Origin of the sequence: Aedoeadaptatus nemausensis, assembly GCF_903819165.1 — a bacterium.
Taxonomy (GTDB): Bacteria; Bacillota; Clostridia; order Tissierellales; family Peptoniphilaceae; genus Aedoeadaptatus; species Aedoeadaptatus nemausensis.
The window spans coordinates 102265-115490 of sequence record NZ_CAIJCS010000016.1 but is presented as its reverse complement, the minus strand read 5'-3'; the positions used below and the strand labels follow the sequence as shown (position 1 = coordinate 115490).

The window sequence follows — 13226 nt, the reverse complement described above, 5'->3', positions numbered from 1 at the left end:
AGCCCGGAGCGGGCCCTTTTTGTTTGCTATATTCTTTATTCTACGGTAAGTAAGATATTGCTCACTCTTTCTTTGGATGTCCCGTAAGCTTTTTGTAGTGCGGGATCTTTTTCTTTGGCAAGTTTCCCGTCTTCAGCATAGACGAAGACGAGGCAGGCATTTTCTTTGCATCGAATAATGTGGAAATTTTCTTTTATTCCGTCCAAATCTTTCGCCTTTACTGTTTGGAAACTCCCGATGATGCCGGCGTCTTTGTTCAGATCGTGATTGGCCTTATCGTAGAAAGTCACCTTACCGTCAATCACTTCCGCACCGACACCTTGTCGATAGGATTTAGGGAGCACGAAGCTGATATCGCCAACTTTTGTGCGATCAGCTTCATTGAAATCGTCTTTTACTTCCGCGGTCTTTAAAATTTCACGCACCAATTCCTTGGACCGGGTGTAGCTTTCCGAAAGTTCTTTATTCCCAATGTCTACCACCTGCACATCGCTCGAGTAGGTGAGGAAGGTGTAGAAGCAATTGCCCTTGTACAGTAGTAGCTTCGGCACGAATATCTTGTAGGGATCTCTTATATTTTGAACTTCGCCGATGCGCCCCATGTCTTTTTCCGCATCGTAATTCTTTTTGTCGTAGAAGGTAATCATATTGTGATCGTAGGTAATGATCAGCTGCTTTTCCCAATCTTTCGGCAAGGAGAACGTCACATTGCCGTAGGTTACGGTCTTTTCCGGGGTAAAGGCGGCCGCGCTCTTATATTCCCCCACAGTCGCCGCTCTGTGTTTCGCATCCCAGGCTACGGGGATCTTCATGCCGTCGGCGAGAAAACGAATGGGGACATAGGTGCGATCTTTTAGAATAAAGGGCGCCACGTCCATAGTTTTATTTTGTCCGCGTGCATAATATTCCTTCTTGCCTACGGTCATTTCCACCGTGCCGTCGTCGATGCTCACAGTTTTGGTTTTGCCGTCCCAGTAGATTTTAAAGACCATGTTGTTGAGTACACTTCGAAGGGGCAGGAACAGGCGATCGTCGCGAATGACAGGTTGTTCTTTAAATTCTTCTCCGTCGATGCCGTTCACAAACAGGGAGATCGGTCGCGTTTCCGCAAAGGCGAGGCTCGGCAACATGACGAGAGCCAGGGCGAGAGTAAGTAATTTTTTCATAATATCCTCCTTTTCACTAAGTATCTACTACGAGTATACCCCCTTTTTAAAAAAAAATATAATTTTTTCTGAAAATAAAAAACCCGCTCTTCGGCAGGTTTAAATATCGATAACTTCTCTGAATCCGAGCTCTTTCGCTAAAGCGAGCAGCTCAGCTTTTCTTTCTGTCGTCGGCGCGTTTAATACATCGACGTAATCTTTTCGCACGCCGAAGGGGCGGTAACTGATGAGCTTGATGGCCACTTCGCCGATATGTTCTCCCAGTACATTCGCCACTCCCCGCAGGGTTCGCTCGTTATCCAAGTGATCTAAAAGCACGAGGCGCACTTCTTCCAGTTTTTTCGCCTCCGCCAAATAGGCGAGGTTTTCTTTTACGATTCCGTTGTCTCGCCCCGTCAGTTTTCGGTGATCTTCCTCGTCCCACGCCTTAATATCCAACATAACGCCGTCAGATATGTTAAGCAGTTCATTAAGGGTGCCTTTTGCAAAATCCATGCCGCCGTTGGAGTCGATAAGGGCCGTAAGGCCTCGCTCTTTCGCTCCTTTAAAGAGAGGAATGAGCCCTTCCGCCTGCAGAGTGGATTCGCCGCCGCTTACGCTGATGCCTTCGATAAAGGGGAGAGCCTCGTCGATTTCTTTTAAAATCTCCTCCGCCTCCATGGCCCGCACTTTCGGCGAGGCGCCGTGGGTGCAGGTGGCGATGCACTTGTCGCAGTCCACACATTTAACGGGATCCCACACTACTTTTCCCTCTTCAAGGGAAAGGGCGGATACCGGGCAGGTTTTTACGCAATCGCCACAATGGATGCAGCGGTGGATGGTTTCGGGATTGTGGCAGTACATGCAATTAAAATTGCACGCCTGGAGGAAGATAGCAAAACGATTCCCGGGACCGTCGACGACGCTCATGGGAATCAGTTTGTTCACATATAACATTAGACGCCTTCGACTTTTCGGTCCAGAATGCCGTATTTCGTCAAGGGGTCGGCCGCATATTGCGCCGTATCGTAAGTTACTTGTTTGCCCGCTTTAAAGGCTTCCACGTCGGATTTTTTAACGAGGTAGCCGGTGACGCGAATGAGATCGCCGTCGTCGTTGTAGGCGGACAGGTAGCGGTTGCCCAGTTTAAAGCCGCCTTTAAAGACGTCGAGCACGGCCTTCGGGTTGCGCTTCGCCGTTTCGTCGAAGGGGAAGTGATCGCCGACGCCGGAGGGGAAGTATTTTTGGAACTTCGCCGCTTGACGCAGGTGGTTATAAAGATCAGGCTCCTGACCGATGGGGATACGGTGTGCCGCCGTGGTACCCAGGTCGTTTGCCGCGCCTACTTGCGCGTGGAGCATGAAGCGATGGTTCCACACCGGGCTGTAGGCGGATTTAAAGTTTTTCACCCGCTCTTCGATAAAGTCCATGACGCGAATACCCATATCATCCGCCGCTTCGTCGACGCCGTATTTCGCCTCGACGCCTTCTTTTTTAAGGAGCTCTTGGGTACATTCCGCAAGGCCGACCATGCCGAAGAGACCGACAAAGTTGTCGATGTCCACGAAATCTTCTTTTACGAGGAAGTTGGATTTAAAGAAAGAGGTTTCCTCGACAAGGTATTGAATTTTAGACTCCATAAAGTGGAGCATGGTGTCGATGGCGCGGGGCAGATTGTTTTCGAAGAATGCGTCCACGCTTTCGGCGCCTTCCGCAATTTTATTGAGACGGAGACGACTCAAGGTAAAGGCGCCGCCGTGTTTCGGAAGGGCGTTGTAGCAGGAAGCGATGCCGTAATCTACATCGCCGAAATCGCTGCTATAGTATTTGTGATTGGCGAAGGCCGGATTGGCGCAGGTAAGGCTCGCCTTCAGTGCTTTTTCCGCAAAGCTATCCGGCGTCTTGTCTTCGTCATAAAGGAGGGTCATATTGGGCGTTACGATTTGAAGTTCCTCGACGAGATCTAAAATAATATTGCCCGTTTCCGTTTCGTAGGGGCCGATATTGGCGTGACAGAAGGAGTCGTCCACCGTGCGGTCCAGCTGAATGAGGAAGTTTCTTAAAATCGCTTCAGCTTCTTTGCGATCGGTTTTTTGTACAAAGGGCTCGAGGAGATCGTCGAGAGCGCCGATGTACACCGGAAAGCGGGTTACGCTGGGCACGTGATGGTACATAATAAGGAGCGCCGTGGTCGCTTCCAAAAGCGTCTCCGGAGCGTCCATGCGTAAAAATTCGCTGCCTTCTTTTAGGTATTTTTCGTAATCGGGGAGAATATAGCGAGGCGCATAGGGCGCGTGGCCTTCGTCTAAATCGCAGATTTCACCCTTGTCGTAGAGTTCGTAAAAAGCGTCCTCTTCTTTCACCGGGTAATCCATTACATTTTCCGCAATTTTTGCGAGACGAGACGTTTGTTGTCCGTAAGTTTGTGCAGTGTCTTGTTGAATCTCTCTCACTGCATCTCTAACACTTTCAATCGTAAAAAAACGTTCCATTTTTGGCCTCCCTTTCCCTTTTTCTAAGGATAGTATATACTGAATGAAAATAAAAAAAGATGCCATTTGGCATCTTTCAGGGGGCTTTATGGATTTTTATACGCTTTTTTCAAAAAGAAAACTTACGGGGCGCAGGCGCTTTAAAAAGGGGGAGATGCTCCTCTTTCCGGACAGCGAAGAGTACGCTATTCTGTTTTTGGAATCGGGCACCGTGGAGGTCTCCCGATACGATACGAATGGTGAACGTATTTTGCAGAGTTTTATGGCGGCGCCCCAATGTTTCGGCCTCGTGGAAGCTTTCGCCGACACTCCCCTCCTCTGCGGCGTGAAGACCCTTACGGAGGGTAGCTGCTATGCCCTTTCTCCGGAAGATCCTCTCTTTAAGGATCGGGAGGTTCTGGAATTTCTGCTCCGCTATATTTCCACGCTCTATGTAGAGGAGATGGGGCGAAGCGCCAGGGAAAAACATCTTTCCGGCAAGGAGCGGATCCTCCACACGCTCTACCGCATGGCACAGGGACCCTTCCCCTACACTTTGCCTTTAACGCGGGAAGATCTTTCCGATCTCTTAGGGATCCCCCCGAGAAGCCTCTACCGCTATTTAAAGGAACTGGAAGAAGAGGGGTTTTTAACGAGAACGGGAGGAAAGGTCCTTATCTATAAAGAGCATGACACTAAGATAAGCGAATTTTTTCGTCATCTTTAAGCACGTGTCGATCCATTAAGATATAAAACTTCATCCCTAAAATAATGAGGAGAAAGGATACGGCGAGGCAAAGGGGCACGTACATAAGATCGGGCATATCCCCCACCAAGGGCTTTTCTTTAAAATAGAAATAATTTCCGTCTACGAGAGGATTAAAGAGATAGACGAAGACGAAGTAGGCGAAAAACGCCCGAAGGGCCTTAGGCATATCTCGATTGCTTATCCTATAACCTCGAGTAATGTGGCCGTAAAGGCCGAAGAGCAGATTCACCGTATGGCTGATAAAAAAGCTAAGGCCGATGGGGTGATTAATAGGCACGACCTGGAGGGGATAGGCGAAGCTTAAGAGGGCGAAAAAGCCGAAAGCCGTTCCGATAATGTAGAGTACGCGCTTTTTCGTAAAAAGATAGGCCAAGATTACGAGGCTCGCCACGCGACAGACGTGAAAAGGCAGAGATTCCGAAAGTATAAAATCGTAATGGAAGATGTAGGTTCCATACATAAGGATTTGCTGAAAAATAATGATTCCGGCGAGAATTTTATCCGCCCGATCGGCATGGGCGCGGACAGTCTCCCGCTTGCGCATTAAAAAATAGAATACGAGAAGAAAACCGGTTAAGTACACGAAGTGGCCCGGCCCCAGGAAGGAAACATATTCTTCTTTCAAAGTCATAGGCCCATTCCCCTTTCTTTTTTTTTGATATTTTAACACAGCTTGTTTCCTTCTCTGTGAAGATATTATGTAGAAAAAGTAAAAAATCGAGTGAGAAAAAACTCACTCGATTTTTGTTTACAACTTTTTATTCTCCGTCTTCCGGAAGATCGGCTCGCCATTTGCCGAAGAAGAAATAGACTACCGTCATAATAAAGGTGGCGATCCAGCTGATGGGATAGCTCCAGTAAATGATGTCGATGGAATTAAACATGGGCATGGCGATGACGATCCAGCCGATGCGGATGATAAACATGCCGATCAAGGTAATGACCATGACGGGAATGGAGGTGCCGCTCCCCCGAATGGCGCCGGAGAGAACTTCCGTAATGGAGAAGATCAAATAGAAAGGCGCCAAGATCAAGATCATTTGTGCACCGTAGAAGATGACGCCCTGATCCGTGCTGAAAATACCCATAAAGGCGTCTCTGAAAAAGACGAGGATGGCGGATACGACGGCGACAAAACCCATGGTCATTAGGAGGGATGTCTTGATCCCTACGGACAGGCGCTTGGACTTACGCGCGCCGATATTTTGACCTACAAAAGTTGTAATCGCCAGGGCGAAGGCCTCCAGGGATGTAAAGACGAAGCCGTCGATTCTATTGGCCGCCGCGGCGCCGGCGATGGCCTGGGCGCCGAACACATTGATTTGCCCCTGAATAATGACATTGGAAAGGGCGATCATGGCTCCGGAGATGCCGGCGGGCAAGCCGATGGAAAAAATATCCCGCATACTGTCTTTGTGGAAGCGAATCTTTTTCAGGTTCAATCGGTAAATATCCGTAGTTCGCATTAAACTGTAAGCTACGAGAATCCCCGATACGGACTGGGCGACGGCCGTGGCGATTCCGGCGCCGATGGCCCCCATGCGGAAGATGCCGACTAAAATAAGGTCTAAGATAATGTTTAAAATAGCGGATACGGCCAAAAAGTTAAAGGGCCGCACACTGTCGCCGACGCTTCTTAAAACCGCCGATCCCATATTGTAGAGCATAATGGGCACCATGCCCACAAAGACGATGCGCAAATAGCTCGTGGCCGGCCCCATGACCTCCGGCGGCGTGGCGATCCACTTTAAAAACAGCGGGGACATAATAATCGTGATGACCGAAAGCACGGCGCCGCCGTAAATGGCGATGGCGAAGTTGGTGTGCACCACCTTCGAAAGTTCCTTGCGGTTTTTCGCGCCGTAGTATTGGGCGACGAGGACCGATGCCCCGGTGGAAAGCCCCATAAAAAGCGCCACGACCAGAAGGGTAATCGCCCCGGAGGCGCCGATGGCGGCCATGTCCTCTTTCCCGGCGAAACGCCCGACGATTAAAAGGTCGGCGGTGTTATAGAGTTGTTGCAAAAGAGCTGAAAAGAGCAGGGGCAGCGTAAAAGTCAACAAACTCTTCCAGATAACACCTTGTGTCAAGTCTACATTTTCACGTTTCATACACCCTCCTTCTCGTTTCTTTTTTACATTCAAAGGACGACACCGCCGGTTTGCGGTGCCGTTCACATTTTCTCGTTCATCTTAAAGGGCTATTGTAACACTAATTCCCGCATATTTCAGGCTTTTTTGCCATTATGCCAAAGATTTTCCCTTTTTTACCGTTTCGATCATGGCATCGGAAAGAGCGCCCCGCACGCCGGCACGTTCCATGGCGAGAACCCCTTCGATAGTGGCGCCGCCGGGAGAGCAGACTTTATCTTTCAACTGACCGGGATGGAGCCCTTCCTGAAGGAGCTGTTCGCAACTTCCGACGATGGCGGCCGCGGCGATTTTATAAGTGTCCGCCCGCTTCATGCCGCATTGAAGGGCGCCGTCGGAGAAAGCCTCCACGATCATGGCGACGAAGGCGGGAGCAGCGCCTGCAAGAGCCGTGACGATGTCTAAATTGGCCTCGTCCATTTCCATAATAAGGCCTGCCGGGGCCAGGAGTTCTTCAAAACTTTCCTTTTCGTCGTCCGCCATATCGTAGCCCGGCGTGTAAGCGATGACCCCTTTTCCCACGGTAATGGGCGTGTTCGGGAGCACGCGAATAATTTTTTCCGTGGGCGCCATGGCGCGAAGGGCTTCGATATCCACGCCCGCCGCCATGGAGACGATGGTCTGTCCTTCGATTTTATCTTCGATTTCTTTCATGACGGTTTTCACCATATAGGGCTTGACCCCTAAAAAGATAATATCCGAGCGATCGACGATCTCCCGATTGTCCCGAGTTTGAAATGTGTCGATGTCTTTTTCGTGGGGACAGGCCACGTAAAGCGTATGTCCCGCCTTTAAAAATAAATCGTAAAATGCCCGGCCCATATTGCCGAGACCGATAATGCCGATGTTCATACCGTTCACCCTTTCTTGAAGCAGTTTTCTAATTACAGTATACTATCTCCGAGGAGGTTGTGCATGGAGAAGCCTATTTCACTATGGAAATTATTCTTAACTTTTTTAAAAATTAACACCTTTACATTCGGCGGCGGCTACACCATCGTGCCCATTATTCGCGATGAATTTGTAGAGCACCAGAAACTGATCGACGAAGAGGAAATGCTCGACATCGTAGCCCTCGCCCAATCGGGACCGGGGGCTATGGCCATTTCCTGCTCTCTTTTAACGGGCTATCGCCTAAGGGGACCTCTCGGAGCGGCCACTTGCCTCTTCGCCAGCGTCCTGCCCTGTCTCGTGATTATTCTTTCGATTAATCTGGCGTACAAGGAATTCCGCGAAAACTTTTATGTCAACGCCGCCCTCGTTGGCATCAGCGGCATTATTTCGGCGGTGCTCTTTTTAACCACCTGGCGCATGGGCAAGCGGGCCATGCACGAGGACAGGAATTTTTCGATCTTAATGATCGTCGTCGCCACCGCTCTCGGCATGCTCACCGATATCAACACCGCTTTTATTATTTTATTGCTGGGTTTTTCCGGCATTATCGTCACCAAACTTGAAGATCGCAAGAAAGAAGGTCAACGCTCGTGAAAGAATTCCTACGAAAAAAACAAGTCAATCCGGGCTTTAAGACCTACGGCATCGACGCCCTCGGCGCCATGGCCTACGGTCTCTTCGCCACCCTTTTAATCGGCACGATTTTAAACACCATCGGCACTCAGCTGAACATTCCCTTTTTAACGGAATTTATCTGGCCCATGGCCCAACAGGCTACGGGACCTGCCATCGCCATTTCCATCGCCTACGCACTGGACGCTCCGCCTCTCGTCCTCTTCGCCTCCGCCGTCGTCGGCGCCGGCAGTTACGATATCGGCGGCCCCGTGGCGGTTTACATCGCCGCCATCGTCGCGGCGGAATGCGGGAAGCTCATCAGCAAAGAGACCCGCGTGGATATTTTAATTACCCCGGCGGTTACGGTCCTTACGGGGATGATCGTGGCCAAGCTCGTAGGCCCCTCCATCCAATGGTTTATGGAAAGTGTGGGCCGTATGGTTATGGTGGCTACGGAACAACAGCCTCTTGTCATGGGGATCCTCGTTTCCACCATCGTGGGCATCGCTTTGACCCTCCCCATCTCCAGTGCCGCCATCTGTATGATGCTTTCCCTTTCGGGCCTGGCCGGCGGCGCCGCCACCATGGGTTGCTCGGCGCAAATGATCGGCTTCGCCGTCATTTCCTTTAAGGACAATGGCTTCGACGGGTTTTTCGCCCAAGGTTTGGGTACCAGTATGCTTCAAATGCCCAATATCGTAAAAAATCCCCGCATCTGGATTCCCCCCACCTTGGCGGGTGCCATTCTCTCGCCTCTTTCCACCATGATATTCCGCTTGGAAAACACGCCCCTCGGAAGCGGTATGGGCACCAGCGGCCTCGTGGGCCAAATCGGCACCATACAAGCCATGGCGGGCACCATGCCCTTCGGTAAACTAATGATCGTTATTCTGGTGCTCCACGTCGTACTTCCCGGCGCCCTATCCTACTTGATTTATCGCTTTATGAAATCTAAAAATTGGATTCACGACGGCGATATGACATTGGGAATTTAGGTGATGACGTGCTCTTAATTAAACTATTCTTCGAATTTTTCAAGATCGGCCTTTTTTCCTTCGGCGGCGGTTACGCCACCATTCCCCTGATCCAGCAATACATCGTGGAAACGGAAGGCTGGCTCACCATGACCCAGTTCACCGATCTGATCACCATCAGCCAAATGACCCCCGGTCCCATCGCCATTAACTGCGCCACCTTCGTCGGCGCTCAAGTGGCGGGGGTTCCCGGTTCCATCGTCGCCACCCTCGGGGTGACGGCGCCCCAGACCGTGATCATGATCACCCTGGCCTATTTCCTCTTTACGAAAAACAAAAAGTTTCGCCTTATGGACATGCTCCTACGGGGAATCAAGGCGGGAATTATCGGCCTGATCTTTATCGCATCCTACGATATGTTCCGAAACTCTCTATGGCCCACCGACGGAGCTTTCGAAATTGTCGCCCTCATTACCTTTATCGTCGGCGGCTATCTCTATCACAAAAAAGTCGATCTCATTCGCATCATCGTCATCGGTGCAGTTATGGGAATCGGGCTTAAATTATGTCTTCCCCTCATCGTCTAGACACAGAAAAGGCGCCTCCCGAAGGAAGCGCCTTTTTGAATGCTTTGGAATCGTCGTCTGCTCGATCGTCCCATGCTTAATTGTTTCTCCGAGGCTATCGTAACACATCCCTCGGCAAAAAAGGTGAAAACTTTCACTAATTCAGAAAAAAGACAGTTTTAGAACTTTTCCGCCTTAAACTATAGAAGAAGTTTATTTTCTTCCGCGGAAACCGCACTATTTTTCATCGTGTGTGTAAATCAATTTGTTTCACTTTGTCTTTTTAGATAATTTTTCTGTTTCGTCTGTTAAATCCCCAGTTCTTTAAAGGTATCCCAGTCGGAAAGATCTCCGGCGCGGTAGCCGCGCATAAACCATTCGGTCCGCTGTTCGGAAGTGCCGTGGGTAAAAGAGTCGGGCACTACATAGCCTTGGCCTCGCTTTTGAAGGGTATCGTCGCCGATAGCCTGGGTGGCCGTCATGGCCTCTTGAATATCCCCTTCATCTAAATAGCCGTACTGCTCCTGATACTTCGCCACGACGCCGGCGAGATAATCGGCCTGAAGTTCCAAAGCCACGCTTAAGCGATTGGCGTCTTTTTTAGAAACCTTTTGTTGCAATTGCTGCACCTGACCCATGACACCTAGTTCCCGCTGCACGTGGTGCCCTACCTCGTGGGCGATAACGTAGTTAAAGGCATAGTCCCCTTTGGCGCCGAATCTGCGGTGCAGATCGTCGTAGAAGGAAAGATCCAGATAAATGGATTGATCCGCCGGGCAGTAGAAGGGCCCGGTTTGCGCCGAAGCGTATCCGCAACCGCTTTGAACGGAGCCGGTAAACACATTCATTTGCGGGGGATGATAGGTCCGTCCGTTTTTCTCGAAGACATCGGTCCACACTCTTTCCGTATCGGCGAGGACCACGGAAGAAAATTCAAAGAGTTCGTCTTTTTCTCCGGAAGCGGTTTGGCTTTGTTCCGTCCGGGTCTCCGTAGGCGTCGTTTGGCTCGTGGCGGGCCCGCCGATTCCAAGGCCCCCTCTCAGCAAAGCGATCAGAATAAGGAGAACAAGCCCTCCGCATCCGATACCGCCGCGGCCCACGGGAATAGGGATGCCTCCTCTGCCGCCGCTGCGTCCGCGCAAGTCGTTTATATTGCTGCTACCCTTTCTACCTTTATATTTCATGATGACCTCCTAATGCATTCTTTCTACCATATTAACACGTTTATGGGAAAACTGTTAGAATAGATACGAGGTGAATCATGAAATACATATTAGCAATCGATGCGGGAACCACGTCGAACCGCGCCATTTTATTCGACGAAGACGGCCATGTGGTTACCGTGGCACAAAAAGCATTTAAACAATATTTCCCGAAGCCGGGCTGGGTGGAGCAGGACCCTTCGGAAATTTTATCCACCACCATCGGCGTCGTGGCCGAAGCCCTCGCCAAGGCGGACATCGATAAACGAGATGTAGTCTGCATGGGCATTACCAATCAAAGGGAAACTACCATCCTTTGGGATAAAAAAACGGGCCGGGCCATCGCCCCCGCCATCGTCTGGCAATGTCGCCGCACCGCGGACAGAGCCGAGGCCGTTAAGGAACAGGGCTACGGCGACATCGTGCGGGAAAAGACGGGCCTCGAGGTAGACGCCTATTTCTCCGCTACGAAGATCGGCTATATTTTAGATTCCGTCCCCGGCGCCAGGGAGCGGGCGGAGAAGGGAGAGATCCTCTTCGGCACAGTGGATTCCTTCCTGCTCTTCCACTTGACCGGCGGAGTCCACGCTACGGATATGTCCAACGCCTCCCGCACCATGCTCTTTAATATTCACACTCTGGATTGGGACGATGAGCTCCTTGAAATCTTCAACATTCCGAGAGCTTGCCTCCCCGAGGTAAAGCCTACGGCTTACCCCTTCGGCACCACTTTGGCCTCTCACTTCGGCACGTCCATTCCCGTTACGGGCATGATCGGCGATCAGCAGGCCGCCCTTTTCGGCGAACAGTGTTTCGAAGTGGGCGAAGTGAAGAGCACTTTCGGCACCGGCGCCTTTATATTAATGAACACGGGCAATAAACCGGTGCTCAGCGATTACGGCCTGCTTTCATCTTACGCATGGGATATAGGCGACGGACCGGTCTACGCCATGGAGGGGAGTATCTTCGCCTGTGGAAGCGTCATGGAATGGCTGAAAAATGATTTAAAGGTCATCGAATCGGCGGATGAAACGGAAGCTTTGGCACGCAGTGTGGACGGGGATAATCCCCTGGTCTTCGTTCCCGCCTTTACAGGCCTGGGCACGCCCTATTGGGACGCCGACGCAAGGGGCACTATCTTCGGCATCAGCCGCAGCACGGGAAGAGCCCATCTTGTTAAGGCTGCGCTGGATGCCATCGCCTTTATGACCGCCGATGTTATCGACGCCATGGAAAAAGATTTAGACGACGGCCACGACCGCATTCTCGTCGACGGCGGCGTCAGCCAAAACGATTATTTAATGGAACGTCTCGCCGATTTAATCGGGCGTAAAGTCCACCGCCCGGAACTTGTGGAGACCACGGCCCTCGGCGCCGCCTTTATGGCGGGGATCGGCTCCGGACTCTATAAAGATCTTTCGGACATAAAAAAACGCGCCTCGAAAGCGCGTATTATCGAGCCCAAGGGCGCCGATTATTCAAAAGAGCGGAAACGCTGGGTTCGCGCCGTGGAAATGACCATGGACGTTCACCTGGACGACAGGGCAGATTGAAGAGCGGCGATTTCCCTTTCATAATTTTCCACTCCTCCGGGCGTCTCCAGTGCCATGGGAAGATCTTTAAATACATCTTGCCCGATAAAATTCACGATCACATCCAAGCCTATTTCGCCATCTCCTATGGGAGCGTGGCGATCTTTTTTTGCGCCGAAAGGCATCATGGAGTCGTTTAAGTGCAGGCCGTGTACTTTGTAAAGGCCGACGGTATCCTCGATTCGGTTTAAAACCTCCTCGGGATTTGAAAGATCGTAGCCGGCGCTGAACATATGGCAGGTGTCCAGCAAAATGCCCAGATTATCGTCGCCCACACCTTCTATAATCGCCTGTAGTTCCTCGAGCCTGCTCCCTACTTCACTTCCCTTGCCGCTCATGGTCTCCAGGCAGATCTTCCCGTGGGGAAATTTTTCTTTTACGGCATCTAGCCCGCGAATAATTCGCTCGATTCCCTTTTCCACACCGTCTCCCGTGTGGCTTCCCGGGTGAAACACATACACCGTGTCCTCGGGAAAGGCGGCCAATCGCTCCATGTCGTCCCCTATAAGGTCGACGCTTCTCTCCCGCACCTCTTCCTTCGACGAGGCCAGGTTCATGGTGTAGGCGCCGTGGGCGATCACCGGGCCGAAATCGCCCCTAAGTTTTTGAAACTCCGCCAGATCCTCGTGGTCTACGGCTTTTGCTCTCGAACCTCTCGGGTTTCTGGTAAAGAACTGAAAAGAACCTCCGCCGATGTTTTTCACCTCTTCCATGGCCCGAACCCAACCCTTCGTTACCGATGTATGATATCCGATTTTACGCATTTTACCTCCCTTGGGGCAACCACATGACGATAATGATCAGCGCCAGCATTATATATTCTACGTGCATATCCATCCCCTTCTTTC

General features: G+C 51.0%; 13 protein-coding genes. 5 read left to right on the top strand and 8 right to left on the bottom strand.

Annotated features, from left to right (window positions below; all coding sequences use genetic code 11):
• Nucleotides 1-35: 35 nt before the first annotated feature.
• The 3 genes from PEPTYR26121_RS04085 to PEPTYR26121_RS04075 all read right to left on the bottom strand — a co-directional run bounded on the left by PEPTYR26121_RS04085 (nt 36) and on the right by PEPTYR26121_RS04075 (nt 3637).
• Nucleotides 36-1166, bottom strand: coding sequence for a stalk domain-containing protein (locus PEPTYR26121_RS04085; protein WP_180499497.1), 1131 nt, complete (start codon nt 1164-1166; stop codon nt 36-38).
• Nucleotides 1167-1265: 99 nt separating this feature from the next.
• On the bottom strand, nt 1266-2102 hold the full coding sequence (locus PEPTYR26121_RS04080) for a YjjW family glycine radical enzyme activase (protein ID WP_180499495.1): 837 nt from the start codon (nt 2100-2102) through the stop codon (nt 1266-1268).
• A complete protein-coding gene (locus PEPTYR26121_RS04075; protein WP_180499493.1) occupies nt 2102-3637 on the bottom strand; it encodes a YjjI family glycine radical enzyme in 1536 nt (511 codons plus the stop codon). The genes PEPTYR26121_RS04080 and PEPTYR26121_RS04075 overlap by 1 nt, the downstream gene beginning before the upstream one ends.
• Nucleotides 3638-3725: 88 nt before the next feature.
• On the opposite strand from PEPTYR26121_RS04075, the gene PEPTYR26121_RS04070 reads away from it, so the two are divergent.
• Nucleotides 3726-4343: a Crp/Fnr family transcriptional regulator gene (locus PEPTYR26121_RS04070; RefSeq protein WP_180499491.1), complete on the top strand. Its 618-nt coding sequence runs from the start codon at nt 3726-3728 to the stop codon at nt 4341-4343.
• Here PEPTYR26121_RS04070 and PEPTYR26121_RS04065 read toward each other — a convergent pair.
• The 3 genes from PEPTYR26121_RS04065 to proC all read right to left on the bottom strand — a co-directional run bounded on the left by PEPTYR26121_RS04065 (nt 4312) and on the right by proC (nt 7387).
• A complete protein-coding gene (locus tag PEPTYR26121_RS04065; RefSeq protein WP_180499489.1) occupies nt 4312-5016 on the bottom strand; it encodes a YwaF family protein in 705 nt (234 codons plus the stop codon). The two genes, PEPTYR26121_RS04070 and PEPTYR26121_RS04065, sit on opposite strands and share 32 nt — an antisense overlap.
• 127 nt (nt 5017-5143) lie before the next feature.
• The gene (locus PEPTYR26121_RS04060) at nt 5144-6496 is read right to left on the bottom strand and encodes an MATE family efflux transporter (protein WP_180499487.1); all 1353 of its coding nucleotides are present in this window, start codon (nt 6494-6496) and stop codon (nt 5144-5146) included.
• 132 nt (nt 6497-6628) lie between these two features.
• Nucleotides 6629-7387, bottom strand: a complete 759-nt coding sequence (gene proC, locus PEPTYR26121_RS04055) for a pyrroline-5-carboxylate reductase (protein WP_180499486.1) — start codon at nt 7385-7387, stop codon at nt 6629-6631.
• Nucleotides 7388-7450: 63 nt separating this feature from the next.
• On the opposite strand from proC, the gene PEPTYR26121_RS04050 reads away from it, so the two are divergent.
• The 3 genes from PEPTYR26121_RS04050 to PEPTYR26121_RS04040 are packed head-to-tail and all read left to right on the top strand — an operon-like array spanning nt 7451 to nt 9605.
• Nucleotides 7451-8023, top strand: a complete 573-nt coding sequence (locus tag PEPTYR26121_RS04050) for a chromate transporter (RefSeq protein WP_180499484.1) — start codon at nt 7451-7453, stop codon at nt 8021-8023.
• Nucleotides 8020-9039 (top strand): PTS sugar transporter subunit IIC, encoded by a 1020-nt coding sequence (locus tag PEPTYR26121_RS04045; protein WP_180499482.1) that lies wholly within the window; start codon nt 8020-8022, stop codon nt 9037-9039. Before PEPTYR26121_RS04050 ends, PEPTYR26121_RS04045 begins: the two co-directional genes overlap by 4 nt.
• 8 nt (nt 9040-9047) lie before the next feature.
• On the top strand, nt 9048-9605 hold the full coding sequence (locus PEPTYR26121_RS04040; RefSeq protein ID WP_180499480.1) for a chromate transporter: 558 nt from the start codon (nt 9048-9050) through the stop codon (nt 9603-9605).
• Nucleotides 9606-9892: 287 nt separating this feature from the next.
• Here the strand turns inward: PEPTYR26121_RS04040 and ypfJ are convergent, their stop codons facing one another.
• The gene (gene ypfJ / locus PEPTYR26121_RS04035; protein ID WP_180499478.1) at nt 9893-10768 is read right to left on the bottom strand and encodes a KPN_02809 family neutral zinc metallopeptidase; all 876 of its coding nucleotides are present in this window, start codon (nt 10766-10768) and stop codon (nt 9893-9895) included.
• Between the two features lie 77 nt (nt 10769-10845).
• Here ypfJ and glpK point away from each other — a divergent pair, with 77 nt between their 5' ends.
• A complete protein-coding gene (glpK, locus tag PEPTYR26121_RS04030; protein ID WP_246285891.1) occupies nt 10846-12339 on the top strand; it encodes a glycerol kinase GlpK in 1494 nt (497 codons plus the stop codon).
• On the opposite strand, the gene PEPTYR26121_RS04025 is transcribed toward glpK, so the two are convergent.
• Nucleotides 12315-13142, bottom strand: coding sequence for a deoxyribonuclease IV (locus PEPTYR26121_RS04025; protein WP_180499476.1), 828 nt, complete (start codon nt 13140-13142; stop codon nt 12315-12317). The two genes, glpK and PEPTYR26121_RS04025, sit on opposite strands and share 25 nt — an antisense overlap.
• Nucleotides 13143-13226: the final 84 nt, after the last annotated feature.

Excerpts from the sequence above, each read along its gene's own strand:
- ypfJ (WP_180499478.1), bottom strand. The coding sequence starts at position 10,768 with ATGAAATATAAAGGTAGAAAGGGTAGCAGCAATATAAACGACTTGCGC.
- PEPTYR26121_RS04075 (WP_180499493.1), bottom strand. The coding sequence starts at position 3,637 with ATGGAACGTTTTTTTACGATTGAAAGTGTTAGAGATGCAGTGAGAGAG.
- proC (WP_180499486.1), bottom strand. The coding sequence starts at position 7,387 with ATGAACATCGGCATTATCGGTCTCGGCAATATGGGCCGGGCATTTTAC.
- glpK (WP_246285891.1), top strand. The coding sequence starts at position 10,846 with ATGAAATACATATTAGCAATCGATGCGGGAACCACGTCGAACCGCGCC.
- PEPTYR26121_RS04070 (WP_180499491.1), top strand. The coding sequence starts at position 3,726 with ATGGATTTTTATACGCTTTTTTCAAAAAGAAAACTTACGGGGCGCAGG.
- PEPTYR26121_RS04080 (WP_180499495.1), bottom strand. The coding sequence starts at position 2,102 with ATGTTATATGTGAACAAACTGATTCCCATGAGCGTCGTCGACGGTCCC.
- PEPTYR26121_RS04085 (WP_180499497.1), bottom strand. The coding sequence starts at position 1,166 with ATGAAAAAATTACTTACTCTCGCCCTGGCTCTCGTCATGTTGCCGAGC.
- PEPTYR26121_RS04060 (WP_180499487.1), bottom strand. The coding sequence starts at position 6,496 with ATGAAACGTGAAAATGTAGACTTGACACAAGGTGTTATCTGGAAGAGT.
- PEPTYR26121_RS04025 (WP_180499476.1), bottom strand. The coding sequence starts at position 13,142 with ATGCGTAAAATCGGATATCATACATCGGTAACGAAGGGTTGGGTTCGG.
- PEPTYR26121_RS04065 (WP_180499489.1), bottom strand. The coding sequence starts at position 5,016 with ATGACTTTGAAAGAAGAATATGTTTCCTTCCTGGGGCCGGGCCACTTC.
- PEPTYR26121_RS04050 (WP_180499484.1), top strand. The coding sequence starts at position 7,451 with ATGGAGAAGCCTATTTCACTATGGAAATTATTCTTAACTTTTTTAAAA.